The organism is Sphingopyxis selenitireducens (genome assembly GCF_051550705.1).
Taxonomy (GTDB): domain Bacteria; phylum Pseudomonadota; class Alphaproteobacteria; order Sphingomonadales; family Sphingomonadaceae; genus Sphingopyxis.
Map to the genome: position 1 here is coordinate 525701 of NZ_JBPULG010000004.1, position 14618 is coordinate 540318.

At 64.8% G+C, this 14618-nt stretch carries 22 protein-coding genes; 2 read left to right on the forward strand and 20 right to left on the reverse strand.

All coding sequences use genetic code 11. From position 1 onward, the window contains the following. Window positions 1–31: 31 nt before the first annotated feature. The 20 genes from yihA to ACSYDV_RS15870 form a co-directional block, all read right to left on the reverse strand. Complete coding sequence (yihA, locus tag ACSYDV_RS15775; RefSeq protein ID WP_438324751.1) at window positions 32–691, reverse strand: ribosome biogenesis GTP-binding protein YihA/YsxC; 660 nt, start codon at window positions 689–691, stop codon at window positions 32–34. Next, complete coding sequence (gene yidC / locus ACSYDV_RS15780; RefSeq protein WP_438324752.1) at window positions 688–2436, reverse strand: membrane protein insertase YidC; 1749 nt, start codon at window positions 2434–2436, stop codon at window positions 688–690. Before yidC ends, yihA begins: the two co-directional genes overlap by 4 nt. Before the next feature lie 58 nt (window positions 2437–2494). Next, window positions 2495–2707 (reverse strand): membrane protein insertion efficiency factor YidD, encoded by a 213-nt coding sequence (gene yidD, locus ACSYDV_RS15785; RefSeq protein ID WP_438324753.1) that lies wholly within the window; start codon window positions 2705–2707, stop codon window positions 2495–2497. A 199-nt stretch (window positions 2708–2906) separates the two neighbouring features. Continuing rightward, complete coding sequence (gene rnpA, locus ACSYDV_RS15790; RefSeq protein WP_438324754.1) at window positions 2907–3257, reverse strand: ribonuclease P protein component; 351 nt, start codon at window positions 3255–3257, stop codon at window positions 2907–2909. A 20-nt stretch (window positions 3258–3277) separates the two neighbouring features. Next, complete coding sequence (rpmH, locus tag ACSYDV_RS15795; RefSeq protein WP_037517054.1) at window positions 3278–3412, reverse strand: 50S ribosomal protein L34; 135 nt, start codon at window positions 3410–3412, stop codon at window positions 3278–3280. Window positions 3413–3540: 128 nt separating this feature from the next. After that, the gene (locus tag ACSYDV_RS15800; protein WP_438324755.1) at window positions 3541–3858 is read right to left on the reverse strand and encodes a hypothetical protein; all 318 of its coding nucleotides are present in this window, start codon (window positions 3856–3858) and stop codon (window positions 3541–3543) included. A gap of 51 nt (window positions 3859–3909) precedes the next feature. Continuing rightward, the gene (locus tag ACSYDV_RS15805) at window positions 3910–4710 is read right to left on the reverse strand and encodes an alpha/beta hydrolase (protein WP_438324756.1); all 801 of its coding nucleotides are present in this window, start codon (window positions 4708–4710) and stop codon (window positions 3910–3912) included. Between the two features lie 89 nt (window positions 4711–4799). Beyond that, window positions 4800–5453, reverse strand: a complete 654-nt coding sequence (locus ACSYDV_RS15810; protein ID WP_438324757.1) for a glutathione S-transferase family protein — start codon at window positions 5451–5453, stop codon at window positions 4800–4802. A 42-nt stretch (window positions 5454–5495) separates the two neighbouring features. After that, window positions 5496–5993: a VOC family protein gene (locus ACSYDV_RS15815; protein ID WP_438324758.1), complete on the reverse strand. Its 498-nt coding sequence runs from the start codon at window positions 5991–5993 to the stop codon at window positions 5496–5498. Window positions 5994–6013: 20 nt separating this feature from the next. Then, complete coding sequence (locus ACSYDV_RS15820) at window positions 6014–6811, reverse strand: VOC family protein (protein WP_438324759.1); 798 nt, start codon at window positions 6809–6811, stop codon at window positions 6014–6016. Between the two features lie 24 nt (window positions 6812–6835). Next, complete coding sequence (locus ACSYDV_RS15825) at window positions 6836–7552, reverse strand: DUF899 family protein (RefSeq protein WP_438324760.1); 717 nt, start codon at window positions 7550–7552, stop codon at window positions 6836–6838. 33 nt (window positions 7553–7585) lie between these two features. Continuing rightward, window positions 7586–7897, reverse strand: a complete 312-nt coding sequence (locus tag ACSYDV_RS15830; RefSeq protein WP_438324761.1) for a DUF6958 family protein — start codon at window positions 7895–7897, stop codon at window positions 7586–7588. Then, window positions 7894–8445 carry a GFA family protein gene (locus tag ACSYDV_RS15835; RefSeq protein WP_438324762.1) on the reverse strand — a complete coding sequence of 184 codons (552 nt, stop codon included), beginning with the start codon at window positions 8443–8445 and terminating at the stop codon, window positions 7894–7896. Before ACSYDV_RS15835 ends, ACSYDV_RS15830 begins: the two co-directional genes overlap by 4 nt. 16 nt (window positions 8446–8461) lie before the next feature. Beyond that, the gene (locus ACSYDV_RS15840) at window positions 8462–9181 is read right to left on the reverse strand and encodes a DUF1428 domain-containing protein (RefSeq protein WP_438324763.1); all 720 of its coding nucleotides are present in this window, start codon (window positions 9179–9181) and stop codon (window positions 8462–8464) included. A 128-nt stretch (window positions 9182–9309) separates the two neighbouring features. Then, entirely contained in the window at window positions 9310–9984 is a 675-nt protein-coding gene (locus tag ACSYDV_RS15845; protein ID WP_438324764.1) for a glutathione S-transferase family protein, read from the reverse strand. A 24-nt stretch (window positions 9985–10008) separates the two neighbouring features. After that, a complete protein-coding gene (locus ACSYDV_RS15850) occupies window positions 10009–10683 on the reverse strand; it encodes a glutathione S-transferase family protein (RefSeq protein ID WP_438324765.1) in 675 nt (224 codons plus the stop codon). A 2-nt stretch (window positions 10684–10685) separates the two neighbouring features. Next, window positions 10686–10904, reverse strand: coding sequence for a DUF4287 domain-containing protein (locus tag ACSYDV_RS15855; protein ID WP_438324766.1), 219 nt, complete (start codon window positions 10902–10904; stop codon window positions 10686–10688). After that, window positions 10901–11317, reverse strand: a complete 417-nt coding sequence (locus tag ACSYDV_RS15860) for a DoxX family protein (RefSeq protein ID WP_438324767.1) — start codon at window positions 11315–11317, stop codon at window positions 10901–10903. Before ACSYDV_RS15860 ends, ACSYDV_RS15855 begins: the two co-directional genes overlap by 4 nt. Window positions 11318–11342: 25 nt before the next feature. Continuing rightward, a complete protein-coding gene (locus ACSYDV_RS15865) occupies window positions 11343–11777 on the reverse strand; it encodes a VOC family protein (RefSeq protein ID WP_438324768.1) in 435 nt (144 codons plus the stop codon). 125 nt (window positions 11778–11902) lie between these two features. Continuing rightward, window positions 11903–12574 carry a TetR/AcrR family transcriptional regulator gene (locus ACSYDV_RS15870; RefSeq protein ID WP_438324769.1) on the reverse strand — a complete coding sequence of 224 codons (672 nt, stop codon included), beginning with the start codon at window positions 12572–12574 and terminating at the stop codon, window positions 11903–11905. A 163-nt stretch (window positions 12575–12737) separates the two neighbouring features. Here ACSYDV_RS15870 and ACSYDV_RS15875 point away from each other — a divergent pair, with 163 nt between their 5' ends. Both ACSYDV_RS15875 and ACSYDV_RS15880 read left to right on the forward strand, forming a co-directional pair. Further along, window positions 12738–14246: a YifB family Mg chelatase-like AAA ATPase gene (locus ACSYDV_RS15875; protein WP_438324770.1), complete on the forward strand. Its 1509-nt coding sequence runs from the start codon at window positions 12738–12740 to the stop codon at window positions 14244–14246. Continuing rightward, on the forward strand, window positions 14243–14545 hold the full coding sequence (locus ACSYDV_RS15880; protein ID WP_438324771.1) for a DUF1905 domain-containing protein: 303 nt from the start codon (window positions 14243–14245) through the stop codon (window positions 14543–14545). Before ACSYDV_RS15875 ends, ACSYDV_RS15880 begins: the two co-directional genes overlap by 4 nt. The last annotated feature ends 73 nt before the right edge of the window (window positions 14546–14618 follow it).

Below are 14618 nucleotides of genomic sequence, written 5' to 3' on the forward strand. Positions count from 1 at the left end.
CGAACGGTCAATGAGTCAAGTGAAGGGCTCTTTAGATTTCCACCGCCTCCAGCACTGCAGTGCGCAGTTCGGCGATCCCGAGGCCCTTTTCGCTGCTCGTCGCGATCACCTGCGGGTGCGCGGCGGGGTGCTTGCGGGCTTCGGCTTCGGTCGCGGCCTGAATGGCGGCGAGTTCGCTCGCCTTGATCTTGTCGGCCTTGGTCAGGACGATGCGATAGCTCACCGCCGCAACATCGAGCATTTCCAGAAATTCGCGATCGACATCCTTCATCCCGTGACGGCTATCGATCAGCACAAGGGTGCGTTTGAGCACCGCGCGCCCGCGCAAATAGTCGTTGATCAGATAGCGCCATTTCTTGACGACATCCTTGGGCGCCTTGGCAAAGCCATAGCCGGGCATGTCGACGAGGCGGAAAACCAGCGGTTCGCCGACGTCGAAATAGTTGAGTTCCTGCGTCCGCCCCGGCGTTACCGAGGTGCGCGCGAGGCTGTTGCGGTTGGTCAGCGCGTTGAGAAGCGACGACTTGCCGACGTTCGAGCGCCCGGCAAAGGCGATCTCGGGCATGCTCGGCGCCGGAAGATGCTCCAGCGCCGGCGCCGATTTCAGGAACGTAATCGGTCCTGAAAACAGCTTGCGCGCCCGCTCCGCCCGTTCGGGATCGGCGCCAGGTTCGATGGTTTCTTCGCTCATTTCGCGGGCGCCGCCTTCAACGCCGGGAACTTGCGGTACATCCACTGCTGCTGGCCGATCGACAGGATATTGTTGGTGATCCAGTAGAGCAGCAGGCCGGCGGCGAACGGTGCCATCACGAACATGAAGATCCACGGCATGATCTTGAACACCTGCGCCTGCACCGGATCGGCCGGGGCGGGGTTCAGGCGGAACTGCAGATACATGGTCACGCCCAGAATCACCGCGAGGATGCCGATGCTCAGCAGCGACGGCGGGGTGAAGGGCAGCAGGCCGAAGAGGTTCAGGATCATCGCCGGATCCTGCGCCGACAGATCCCTGATCCACAGGATGAACGGCTGGTGCCGCATTTCGATCGTCAGCATCAGCACCTTGTACAGCGCATAGAAGATCGGAATCTGGATCACGATCGGCAGACAGCCCGCCAGCGGATTGATCTTTTCATCCTTATAGAGCTTCATCAGCTCCTGCTGCATCTTCGGCTTGTCGTCCTTGTACCGGTCCTGCAGCACCTTCATCTTGGGCTGGACGACGCGCATCTGCGCCATCGAATGGAACTGGCGCTGGGCGATCGGGAACATGAGGAGGCGGATGATCAGGGTCAGCGCCATGATCGCAAAGCCGAAGTTGCCGACCTGCTTGAACAGCCAGTCGAGCAGTTTGAAGATCGGCACTTCGAAAAATTCGAACCAGCCCCAGTCGATCGCGTTCGACAGGCGGGTGATGCCCTGATCGTCCTGATAATGCGACAGGGTGCTGACTTCCTTGGCACCGGCAAAGATGCGGCTGGTCGTCGTCAGCTGCTTGCCCGGGGCGACTTCGGCCAGATCGCGCGCAAAGGCGGCGCGATAGCTGTCGCCGGGAAGCGCGTTGAACGCCGCCGACACTTTTTCGCCCTTGGCCGGAACGACCGCGGCGAGCCAATATTTGTCGGTAAAGCCCAGCCAGCCGGCCGCGCCATAGGACACCGTTTTGTTCGGCGCTTCGACGAGCTCGTCATAATTGGTGAAATTGGATTTGCCGTCGAGATAGCCCGTCGGGCCGACGTGGATCGTCCAGCTATCCTGCTCGTGCGGATCGGTCGGCTTGCCGGTGCGGTCGATATAGGTGCCGCTGCGGACCGCGACCGGGGCCGCGCCCCGGTTGGCGATCGTCTGCTTCGCAGTGATCAGATAATCACTGTCGATGCTATATTCGATGCGAAAGCTCTGGCCGGTGGTGTTGGCCCAGCTCAGCGTCACCGGGGTCGTCGGGGTCAGCTTCGTGCCGGTCGCGGTCCAGACGGTGCTGGCATCGGGAACGGCAAAGCCCTGCGCCGACCAGCCGAGGGTCGCGAAATAGGCGCCCTTCGTGCCTGCGGGCGAGAAGAGGCGGACCGGCGGCGAATCCTTCTCGATCGTCTGGCGATATTTGGTCAGCGTGACGTCGTCGACGCGCGCGCCGACAAGGTTGATCGATCCTTCGAGCTTGGGGGTTTCGATCGCGATGCGCTGGCCCGCCGCAAGCACGGCTTCGACCGGGCGGATCACCTGCGATGCGGGCGCGCCGGGGGTTCCGGGCGCCGGCAGGGCGCCGGGCAGCGCCGGATTGGCGGCGGCGGTTGCCGCGCCGTCCGACCCTGCGACCGTGGTGGTCACATCGGGTTTGTCGGGGGTCGGAAAAAATTTCTCGGCGACGAAGTTCCAGCCGAGGAGGATGGCTACCGACAACAGGATTGCCGCGATCAGATTACGTTTGTCGTCCACGCTCTTCGGTCTCTCTTCGTCTTGATGTCGGGGGTGATGCCGGTGGGGTCAACAGACCCTAAGGCACCGGGTCATGGCCGTGGCCGCCCCAAGGATGGCAGCGCAATAGCCGCTTTGTCGCGATCCAGCCACCCTTGATCGCGCCGTAGCGCTGGAGGGCGGTGATCGCATAGGCGCTGCACGAGGGGGAATAGCGGCAGCTGGGCGGAAGAATGCGCGAGGGGCCGATTTGCCAGCCGCGCGCGATCAGGATCATCAGTTTCGCAATCACCGGGAAAGCCCGGAAAACCGCCGAACTTCACTCGCGATCGATGTTTTTTCTCTGTGTTTCATATCATCGTCACCCCGGACTTGATCCGGGGTCCACAGCGCCGTTGCAGCAAACGACCCCTGATCAAATCCGGTGTGACGAAAACGGGAAACGGCGGAAAACTGCGCAACTTCACTCGAGAATCGTTGCGGAGAGGCGATCATGACGGTTTCGTGAGTTTCTTTGCAGCGCGTTTCAGCGCCGAATCGAGATGCTCGCTCAGGTCGGCAAAAAGCATGTCATTGCCCCCGGGGCGGCCGATCAGCACCAGGTCGGCGCCTGAAATGCCCGAACCGGGCATGGCCGCGCGCGCGAGTTCGCGAAACCGGCGCTTCATCCGGTTGCGGGTGACCGCATTGCCGACTTTTTTGCTGACGGTATAGCCGACGCCCAGCGTTTCATCGCTGTCGCCGCGTGGGCGGACGAGCAGGACGAAGCCGGGCATGGGAAAGCGAAGGCCGCGATTCGCGGCCAGAAACTCGCTACGTTTGCTAAGGGTGCGCAGCGACATCGCTTGCGCACGCAGAAGTGTCAGGCCGACAGCTTCTTGCGGCCCTGGGCGCGGCGGTTGGCCAGAACCTTGCGGCCGCCAACGGTGGCTTTGCGGGCGCGGAAACCGTGGCGACGGGCGCGTACGAGGTTGCTCGGTTGAAAGGTGCGCTTCATCGCGGTTATCCCTAAATCTCGTCAAAGGCTGTAACAGAAAAGGGCCGCCAAACGTGGGCGGCCACTGATGAAGGCGCGGATAAGCGAGAGTCGGCGCAAAGTCAATCGCCCCCGATCGCATCCGGCGATCAATCGTCATCGCGGGGTTCCGGCTTCGTCAATTTGGCCTTCGCCCGCCGCCGGGCCGCGCTGGCCCGTTGCATCACGCGGTCGGTCCAGTCAGCATAGCGCGGATGGCGCCATTTGAAACGCACATAGATGCGCTTCGCCCATGCGCTGTTCTGCAGGCACAGCATCAGTCCGATCGGAAACAGGATGATGAAGCCCGGACCGGGCAATATGCCGACAATCGGCGCCAGTATCATCAGCGCCACGCCAAGGATGAACAGCGCCAGGCGGACCTGCGCGGTCGACCGCAAACGCTGGTAGAGGCCGAGCTTCGCCATAGGGGTCGATGTGGGGAGCGGGGGCGGCGGTTGCAACCGCAAGCCGCGGGGTCAGTTCAGCGTGACAAACCGCGCCATATCCTCGCGCGTCAGATAGCGCACCTGATCGAACGGGGTGCTGTTGGTCAGCGCATAAAAGGCGTGCGCCTTGGCGTCGGGCATCCCCATTTCGCGATAATAGCTCAGATATTCGGCATGGACCGGGTCGCTCGCCGGATAGTCGTTCGCCTCACGGCCGGTTTCGTCGGCCCAGCTATGGACGCCGAATTCGGCATCGGGGGCAGCGCTGCGCCGGACCCCGGCGAGCCACAATTCGACCGCGCCCGATCGCACCGACCCGCCGCTTGGCACGACGGTTTCCATGCCCGCCCGGCGAATCGCGCGGGCGAGGATCAGATTTGCCGCTTCATCGAGGCTGCCGGGGCAATCGAGCATTTCCAGCCGCTTGATCCCGGGATGGGCGGCGAGCATCGCAGCAAACTGACGCGGCGTCCGGCCGTCGACATCGCCCGCCATGCGCGCGGTCTGGCCGTTGACCACCGAAAAGGGGCCGTAACGGGCCTGAGCATGGCCGAGGGTGGCGAGCGCGGCGTGGGGCGCATAGCGGCGCGTCGTACCGGGTGTTTCGTCCGTCAGCGCCGCATCCGCCAGCGTTTCGTCATCGAGCAGCGCGGCATCTTCGTCGATCGCGTGATCGTCGTCGGCGCCCGTGTCGCCGTCGGTGTCTTCATAGGTCCAGCTGACGGTTGTGGTGACGACCACCATCTGCTGCGCATGCGCCGGCGCGAACACCAGTGCCGCCGCGCAAAGCGCGACGAGCAAGGTGCGGACAAGGGCGACCGGTGCGATCATGCCCCTGTCCTTGCGCGTGCGCGCCTACCAACAGGTCAAGCGGCACGGTCAGCGGGATATTAACTCTGTTGGGCGGGGGCCTTTCCCGATCAATCTCGGTCGGGGGCGCCGCCGGGGAAATAGCTGCGATAGCGCCGCCCGCCATCGACCGCGCGCGCGACCGACGGCCGCGCGAGCAGGCGGGCGCGATAGGCGCGCAGATTCTCGAAATGCGCCGGAATCTCGTGCACCCAGTCGGCGTAGAAAAGCGACGGCGCCGCCGCGCAATCGGCCAGCGTAAAGCCCGCAGGGGTCGCCCAGCCGTCGCCGGCCAGCTCCTTGTCCAGCCACGCGTAAATCGTGTCGAGCCCGGCCTTTGCCTTCTCGACGATCATCGGCGCATGGCCTTCGGGGCCGCGGATGCGGTCGTTCACAATTTCCTGCATCACTGCCATCACATGAAGGTCGAAGACGCGGTCCATCTGCCGCACTTTCAGCGCGGCATCGGCGTCCTCGGGGATCATCCGCGGTTCGGGCTGCACGCGGTCGAGATATTCGACGATGATCGAGGTCTCGAACCATGTCCGGTCGCCGTCGACGAGCAGCGGAAATTTGGCCACCGGCCACAGCGCCTGCAATTGCTGCGCATGCGCCGGAAATTCGGGGTCGACGTTGCGATATTCAAAATCGAGCCCCTTTTCATAAAGCGCGATCTGCCCCTTCCAGCTGTAGGACGAAAAAGGGTGGCCATAATAAATCAACATTAATGCGTTTCCTTGCGTTGGAACATCCAGCCGAGCGCAGGCCTATGCCGCGCCAACTTCGTCGCCCCGGATCGCGGCCTCGATGACGGCGACGTCGATCTTTTTCATCGTCATCATCGCCTCGAACGCGCGCTTGGCGGCGGCCTTGTCACCGCTTGTCATCACGTCGGTCAGCGCGCGCGGGGTGATCTGCCACGAAATCCCCCATTTATCCTTGCACCAGCCGCACATGCTTTCCTGCCCGCCATTGCCGACGATCGCGTTCCAGTAACGGTCGGTTTCTTCCTGATCGCGGGTGTCGATCTGGAACGAAAAAGCCTCGCTGTGCTGGAAAGCCGTTCCGCCGTTGAGCCCGATGCACGGAAAGCCCAGCACGGTGAAATCGACCGTCAACACGGCGCCTTCGGGGCTGCTGGGATTGTCGGCGGGCGCGCGGTGCGAGTCGCCGACATGGCTGTCGGGAAAGGTCGCGGCATAGAAGTTCGCCGCTCCCTCGGCGTCGTTGTCATACCAGAGGCAGAGGGTTGCTTTGGTCATCATCCTTCTCCTTCGTTTTCGCTTCAGCCTTTGCGCGGTCCGACGAGGCCGAAATGCGCGCCCTGCGGATCGATCGCGTTCATCGCAAATTCGCCGCCCGGAATTTCCATCGGTTCGTTGGTGACCGTGCCGCCATTGGCGGTGATCGCGGCGTGCGCGCGGTCGATATCGTCGACGCCGATATAGAAATTCCACGTCGGCACCGGATAGCCTTCCATCAGCGGCATCACTGCGCCGAGCCCGACTTCGCCACGCTGGATAAAGCGATAGGCGCCCATTTCGCCCATATCCATTTCGCCTTCCTGCCCCCAGCCGAAATGCTTTTTATAGAAGGCGATCGCCGCATCGGTGTCGCTGGTCGCCAGTTCGTTCCAGCGCACGCGCTGCGCCTCGGTCACCGAAAAAACGTCGCTTTCGCTCTTTTCCATGCCCGCAGGCGGGATGGGGTCCATGATATAGAAAGGCGCGCCCTGCGGATCGGAAACCATGGCGATCCGCCCGACGGGCAGGTCGGCCGCGGGCATGTGCAGGGCGCCGCCGTCGGCCTCGATCGCCGCGATGCTCGCGTCGACATCGGCGACCTCGAGATAGCCGAGCCACCCGGGCCGCGCCCCGCCCGCGAGCATATCGGCGTTCAGCGCCAGCACCCCGCCGGCATTGCCGCCGTCGCTGCGTCCGATCATGCGGTAATCCATGTCGCCGGCCTGCGGGTCGGGCTGGCTCGATATCGTCCAGCCGGTGACGGCGCCGTAAAAGGCCGCGGCGCCCGCGGGGTCGCTGGTCATCAGTTCGTACCAGATGAAATTGGCTGGCTTGGTCATCGTCTCTCTCCTCGATGGTCTGGTTTAGTAGGTCAGGCTGGGAAACCAGTCGCCGCGTCCCTCGGGCGTCATATCGAGCAGCCCCCACAGGGGATCGACGAGGTCGCCGGCGCGGTGGTGCTGGCCGGGGTCCTCGGGGCCATAGGCCATCTCGCTGGCCCAGACATGGCGCACGCGGCCGTCCGGCCGGTGAAAGACGTTGAAGATCGTCTCGTCCCAATTCTCGCCCGGCTTCATCCCGCGCTCGGCGCGTTTGGCGTCGGTCAGGCGGCGCGTGTCGCCATAATAATCGGCGGAATAGCGGCCCTCGCCGTCGGACAGAAACGTCAGGTGCGGCCAGCGCCGTTCGCGTGCCCACGCCTCCAGCCGCGCGATCGGCGATTTGGCGACGATATAGAGCGGCGCGCGCTGGCCGACGTGCCGCGCGCTGCCGTCGATCGCGTCGAGCAGATGGGTGCAGCCGGTGCAGGGCGTGTCGCGGTCGGCCCCGAACATAAAGCTGTAGAGGATGATGCTGGGGCGATCGCCGAACAATTCGGACAGCTTCACCGGCTCGCGCCGCTGATGCGCCCCGATGCGCTCGAACGTATAATCTTCGGTCACTTCGCCGCCCGGCGGCAGCGCGCGGCGCTTCGCCGCGACCGCCTCGATCTGGCGGCGCAGCGCAATCTCGTCGTTCAGCAATTCGATCCGCGCCGCGCGATAGGCGGCGCTTTCATTGGGGAAGGACAGATGTTCCATATTCCGTCTCCTTCGCCGCATCGGGCGGCGTGGTTATAGCCGGTGCAGCCGCAACGGCTTGCTATTCTCGCGGGCGATCACGCCCTTTGCCTCCAGGTCGAGCTGGACGCCCTTCAGCCACCATCCCGCCTTGGCGCCGCCGGGGAAAAGGCCGTCGGGCAGCAAGGGCAGCACGCCCGCCTTGACTTCGGCGACCGTCATCCCGGGTTCGGCCGCGGGCATGACCGCCAGCATCGCATCTTTCATCGCGTCATATTTGGCCTTGTCGACGCGCACGACATGGCCGGGGCTCATCACATTGTGCATTTCGACGCGCTCGTCTGTCTTGGGGATGGTCTTGCTCATCGCTGATATCCCTTCGTCGCTTCGACCGGCGGCGCGCGAAAACCCATCGCGGCCCATGCCGTCAGCAACCGCCACATGAACTTGCCCGAATGCCGCTGATAATTGGGCACATCATCGGGCAACGGGGCGCCTTCGCGCCGGTCCCTGACCATCGTCCGCATCTCGACCGGCGGGCGGTCTTCGGCGGCGATGCGCCCCGAATAGACGCTCAGCCAATGTCCCTTGTTAAACTCCAGACCCATGGGCGAGTTGCAACAGCGCGACAGGAAACGCCGCGTCGGCGCATCGGGGGTCAGCCGCTGTTCGGCCAGCCGGTCCGATCCCGACAGCCAGCGGATGCGATCCTTGCGGACGAGGATATAGGCGGTCCCGCCGTCAGCATCGAGCACGCCCGGGGCGCCGGGCAGCGCGTGGAACGCTGCTCCGGCCTGCTGGCAACTGTGGCAGTAACAGGTCGCGGCGGCGATCGGCTTTCCCGCCAGCTCCAGCGTCACCGCGCCGCATTGGCACGACGCGGTGCGCCTTTCGGTCCGATGCATGTCCGCCATCGAACGAACTCCGCGATCAGGCTTCGACGATTGGGGCGAAGCCGCCATAGATCATCCGCGTGCCGTCGAACGGCGTGTCGTCGGGATCATGCTTCATCCGCTCGTCGGTCATCATCTTTTCCCAACCCTTGGTGCGCGCGTCCTTGTCCGGCCACTCGACCCAGCTGTAGACGATGGCCTCGCCATCCTTCTTGTGCGCGGCGCGGCTATAGTCGGTGACCTTGCCGTCGGGGACATCGTCGGCCCACGCCTCGACGACGCGGGTCGCGCCATAGTCGCGGAACACCTCGGACGCCTTTTGCGAGAGCGCGCGATAAGCTTCCTTATTGCCCTCGGGGACGGGCACGACATAACCGTCGACATAGCCGGTCGAACCCGCCGCCCGATCGTCGATGATCGAATCGAAACCGCCGATGATCATCCGCTTGCCGTCGAAGGGCATATCTCCGCCCATCTCAGCCATGCGCGGGTCGCTCATCATTTTTGCGTTCGCGGCGTCGCGGGTCGCCCTGTCGGGATATTCGAACCAGCTGAACACGACGGTTTCGTCGTCCTTCGCCTGCACCGCGCCCTTGAAATCATTGACCTTGCCGTCGGGGACGTCGTCGCCCCAGCATTCGACCATGCGCGCCACGCCGAATTCCTTGAACAGATGCGCGGCGTCGGCGGCATGCTTGCGATAGGCTTCCTTGTTGGCGGTCGGCACCGCGACCACAAATCCTTCTACATAGGTCATCGTCTCTCTCCTCATCCTTACCCCCTCCCGCAAGCGGGAGGGGCAGTGAGACTTGGGAGCTTGCTCCCTAGTCGCAGCGGGGTGGGCAAATTCCGCGCCAGATGCGCGGGCCCGCCCCAAACCCCCACTTATGCGGCGGGTGGACCCGCTTCTTCGCTGAAGGCGGCCAGCTGGGCCGCCAACGCTTTCTGGAACGCCGGACGTGCAAGGCAGCGGTCCAGATAGGCCTGCAATCGCGGCTGCCCGGCGATCAACCCGGCGTCGACGGCTTCGCGCAGCACCGACGCCATCGCAATGTCGGCGGCGCTGAAGTCGCCGACCAGATAATCTTTGTCGCCCATCGCATCGTTAAGCCGGCCCAGCCGGCCCTCAATGAATTCGATCAGGCTGGGGCGGCGCAATTTCGCCCATTCCTCGTCCCGGGCGAAAATATCGACATTGTTCAGTTCGAACAGCATCGGCTCGACGCTGTTATAGGCGGCAAAGATCCACGCCAGCACACTCGCGCGGCCCTGCGCATCGCGCGGCATCAACCGCGCATCCTTTTCGGCGAGATGGAGCAGGATCGCGCCGCTTTCGAACAGGCGGACGCCATCGTCGTTGAGCACGGGAACCTGTCCCCATGGCTGGAACAGGAAATGGTCGGCGGGGCGATTGATCGCGCTGATCAGATGCTCGGAATAATCGAGGCCGATTTCCTCGCACGCCCAGCGCGGGCGGAGGTCGCGGACATGGCCGCGCGCGAAATCGGGCACCCAGTCGAAAGCGGTGACTTCGAGTTTGCTGTCGGGGTTCACGGGCATGGCGGTGTCTCCTCGGTTGGCGGTTCAGGCAGGCAGCGGTTCGCCGACAGCGCAGTCGGCCAGGTGCGCCGTCATGGCGCTCTGAAAGGCCGGGCGGGCTTTGCCGCGCGCGACATAGGCGGTCAGATTGGGATGTGGCGCCAGCAACTCCGGATTTGCGTTGCGGAGCACATCGACCATCACGATGTCGCCGATCGAAAAATGCTCTTCCAGCCAGTCGCGGTCGCCGAGCGCCTGCGACAGTCGCGCCAATCGCTGCTCGGCAAAGGGTCTCGCCGCGTCGATGGCACCGGCGAGCCAGTCGGTGCCCTGTCCCTTCACGGTCAGCACGACCAGCGTCTGGATCATCGGTTCGACGCTGTTGAGCGCGGCGATCATCCAGCTGATCGCGCGCCCGCGGCCTTTCGGATCACGCGGCAACAGGCGCTCGTCGGCTTCGCCGACGTGGATCAGGATCGACCCCGTTTCGAACAGGGTCAGATCACCCTCCTTATAGACCGGAACCTGCCCGAACGGCTGATCGGCAAGATAGGCCTGTGCCTTGTCCTCGAAAATGCCGCCGATCAGCCGTGTGAGATAGGGCTGGCCGATTTCGTCGAGCGCCCAGCGGACGCGGATGTCCTTGATGCGGCCGCAAGCGAAATCCGGCACCGATCGGTAGGCGGTAATTTCGGGCTCGGCTTTCGTTCGGGCGAACATGATCAGTTCCTCTTCCCTTTGATCCACGCGACGATCGACATCGCGTGGCCGTGGCCGAGGTCGTAATCGGCCTTCAGCCAGTCGATGATCGCCCCGGCCTTTATGCCGGGTGCCAGGCCGGCTTCGTCGGCGAAGCCCTTGTCGATTGCGATGGCCCTCAGCGCCTCCGCCGATTTGCCGGTCTTCGCCTCGACATTGTCGATATAGGCCTGAAAGCTCATGCGCTTGCTCCTGTCCGAAGCGGGATCAGCGCGCGGACCCGGGGGTCGCGTAGCCACAGCCCGCCCCAAAGCATCAGGCCCAGGTAGACGCCGAACAGACAGTGGCTGAACAGCGGGCTGCCGATGCGGACATGGGTCGCGATTGCGCCGCCGAGATAGCCGGTGATCAGGATCGCGCCGAGGATGCTCGTGCGGGGCCAGATATACAGCAAAGTCGGGATCAACAGCAGGACCGCGAGCATCGTCATCGTCGGCACGTCCAGCGGCCATCCAAGGCCGGGCGGCGTATATTTGATCGCGACCTCGGGCGCGACGAGCTTGAGCCCGGCATCGAAGAGGAGGAAGAGGATCACAAGGCCGCTCAAAACATAGCCTGCGATCACCTGACCCTTGGCGGGCACTGCGTCGGTCATGTCTTCCTCCTCCCTTATGCTTGGGTCAGGCCGCCGCTTCGGCGGGTTCGCCAGCGGGGATGGCGGCGGGGTCCATCCACATCACTTCCCAGATATGGCCATCGGGATCCTCGAAGCTGCGGCCATACATGAAGCCGAAGTCCTGCGTCGGGGTCGGGTCGGCCTTGCCGCCGGCCGTGACCGCCTTGTCGACCTGTCCGTCGACCGCGTCGCGGCTGTCGGCCGATACGCAAAGCAGGACCTGCGCCGTGGTGTGCGCGTCGGGAATCGCTTTCGACGTAAAGGTCGCCCATTTTTCGTGGGTCAGCAGCATGACGTGGATCGACCCTTCGGCGACCACCATGCAGGCGGCGGTTTCGTCGGTGAAGGCCGGGTTGTTCACCGCGCCGACCGCTTCGTAAAAGGCCTTCGACTTGTCCAGGTCGGTGACGGGCAGGTTGATGAAAATCATCTGGGGCATTTTTTCTCTCCTCAAAATTGTCCGGGCGTCGTGTCGCGGCGCTCCGGCTTAGTCGTGGCGGGTTCGATCCGCCGGGGTGGTTTTGTCCGTATCGCTACGGACATCCGGGTTGGGGGCGGGGCGTGTCATGCGGCGTCTCGCCTGCCGAACAGCATCCGCACATAACGCTTCAAATGGGTGACGCTTTCCCGCGCAATCGCCGGATCGTTCGTCGTTTTCGCCAGAATGAAGCTTCCCTGCAAAACCGACTGGATATGTTGCGCAAGGCCCAGCGCAGAGACGTCCTCGGGCGAACCGTGGCGCGCCATGGCCGCCTCGATATCGGGGGTCAGCGCGTCGCAATAGGCGCTGATGCTCGCCTCGCACGCCAGCCGGATCGCCTCGCTCGTCGCAAAGGCTTCCTGCACCATCGTGCCGACGAAGCAGGTGAATTCCTCGACCGGTCCGTCGAGCATCGCAAAGCGGAAATCGATATGGCCGAGCAACCGGTCGAGCGGATCGTCGAGCTTCGTGTGTGGCGGCATTGCGAACATCGGCCGCGCGCGCTCGGTCCACGCCTCGGCCGCTGCGATCGCCAGCGCCTCTTTCGACGCGAAATGATGGAAGAAGGCGCCCTTGGTGACCCCCGCCGCCGCGCAAATCTGGTCGACCGTCGTTGCGGCATAGCCCTGTTTGCGCACCGTCTGATGCGCCGCCGCGATCAGCGCTGCCCGCGCACTTCCCCGCGCCGCGCGGCCCGAAGGCGGCGCGCTGGCGGCGGAGGGCGTGGCGCCGGTGGAGGACTGATTCGGGTTCATGTCCATCTACATACCGACCAGTTGGTATGTTGTCAAATCACCCTGGCTAACCACGGCGCAGGCGAAGGACGGCAAGTTGCGAAAAGACTCGACCTTCCCGTCGCTTCGCCTAAAAAGGCACGGGGAACAAAGCGGGCACATCGCGTGCCGCTCGGGGGATGTCATGGTCGCGATCGTTTCCACCGTCGCCTATCTCGGGCTCGAAGCCCGCGGGGTCGAGGTGCAGTGTCAGGTCACGCCGGGCCTGCCGCGCTTCGTCATCGTCGGCCTGCCCGACAAGGCGGTCGGCGAAAGCCGCGAGCGCGTCCGCGCCGCAATCGCCGCGATCGGCCTGTCGCTTCCGCCCAAGATCATCACCGTCAACCTCTCGCCCGCCGACCTTCCCAAGGAGGGTTCGCATTACGACCTGCCGATTGCGCTCGCGTTGCTCGGCGCGATGGGCGTCGTCGATCCCGAAACGCTGGGCTCCTATGTGGTCGTCGGCGAACTCGGCCTCGACGGCCGCGTCGCCTCGTCGCCGGGGGTTCTGCTCGCCGCGATCCACGCGGGCAGTCAGGATCGCGGGCTCGTCTGCCCCGTCGCGCAGGGACCCGAGGCCGCGTGGGCGGGCAATGTCGAGGTGCTTGCCGCGCCCGACCTTCTCTCACTGCTCAATCATTTCAAGGGCACCGCCTTGCTCGCGCCGCCGGTGCCGGGCGTGGTCGAAGTGCCGCCGCGCAGCGTCGACCTGGCGCAAGTGAAGGGGCAGGAGACGGCCAAGCGCGCGCTCGAAATCGCCGCTGCCGGCGGGCATAATCTGCTGATGGCCGGACCACCCGGTGCGGGCAAATCGCTGATGGCGGCGTGCCTTCCCGGCATTTTGCCCGACCTCACGCCATCTGAGGCGCTGGAGGTCTCGATGATCGCCTCGGTTGCGGGGAAGCTCGAGGGCGGGCGGCTTGTCCGCGCACGGCCGTTCCGCAACCCGCATCATTCGGCGTCGATGCCTGCGCTCGTCGGCGGCGGGCTGCGCGTCCGCCCCGGCGAGGTCAGCCTCGCGCATCTGGGCGTACTCTTCCTCGACGAGCTTCCGGAGTTTCAGCGCGGCGTGCTCGATTCGCTGCGCCAGCCGCTCGAAACGGGCGAGGTCAGCGTCGCGCGGGCCAATGCCCATGTCACTTTCCCCGCGCGCGTTCAACTGATCGCGGCGATGAACCCGTGCCGCTGCGGTCATCTTGGCGACGCCGCGCTCGCGTGCAGCCGTGCACCGCGCTGTGCCGCCGATTATCAGGCGAAGCTGTCGGGCCCGCTGCTCGATCGCATCGACCTGCACGTCGAGGTGCAGGCGGTCAGCGCCGCCGACCTCGTCCTGCCGCCGCCCGCCGAAGGGAGCGCCGAGGTCGCGGCGCGCGTCGCTGCCGCCCGCGATCTCCAGACCGCGCGCTACGCCGATCACAAGGCGCGCACCAACGCCGAGATCGACGGCGAGCTGATGGAGGCGGTCGCGGCCCCTGACGAGCCGGGCCGCAAGCTGCTCGCGCAGGCGGCCGAAGCGATGCGGCTCTCGGCGCGCGGCTATACGCGTATCTTGCGGGTGGCACGGACGATTGCCGATCTTGCGGGCGCCGAAGCGGTCGGGCGCATCCATGTCGCCGAAGCGCTGAGCTATCGGCGGCAGGCGCCGCGCAGTTGACGACGCGCATCGCCTTTGTCGCCGAAATCATCGAATGGCGCGGCCCCGCGCCCTTTCTCTTTGCCCGCATCCCCGACGATCATGTCGGCGAGATCCGCTATGCCGCGCTGTCGGCGAGCTATGGCTGGGGCGTGGTCCCGGTCGTCGCGAAGGTTGGAGAAAGCGAATTCACGACTTCGCTCTTTCCGCGCGACGGCACCTATTTGCTGCCAGTCAAGGTCGCGGTTCAAAGAGCCGAAGGCGTCGGGCTGGGCGACCATATCAGCGTGATGATGTGGATCGGGCCGCGAACCGGCTGACGCCGGCTTCCGCTTCGTCGCGCGCGTGGATATTGCCTTTGGGCAAGCGCCGGGGCATGAACCTGCCCATGAA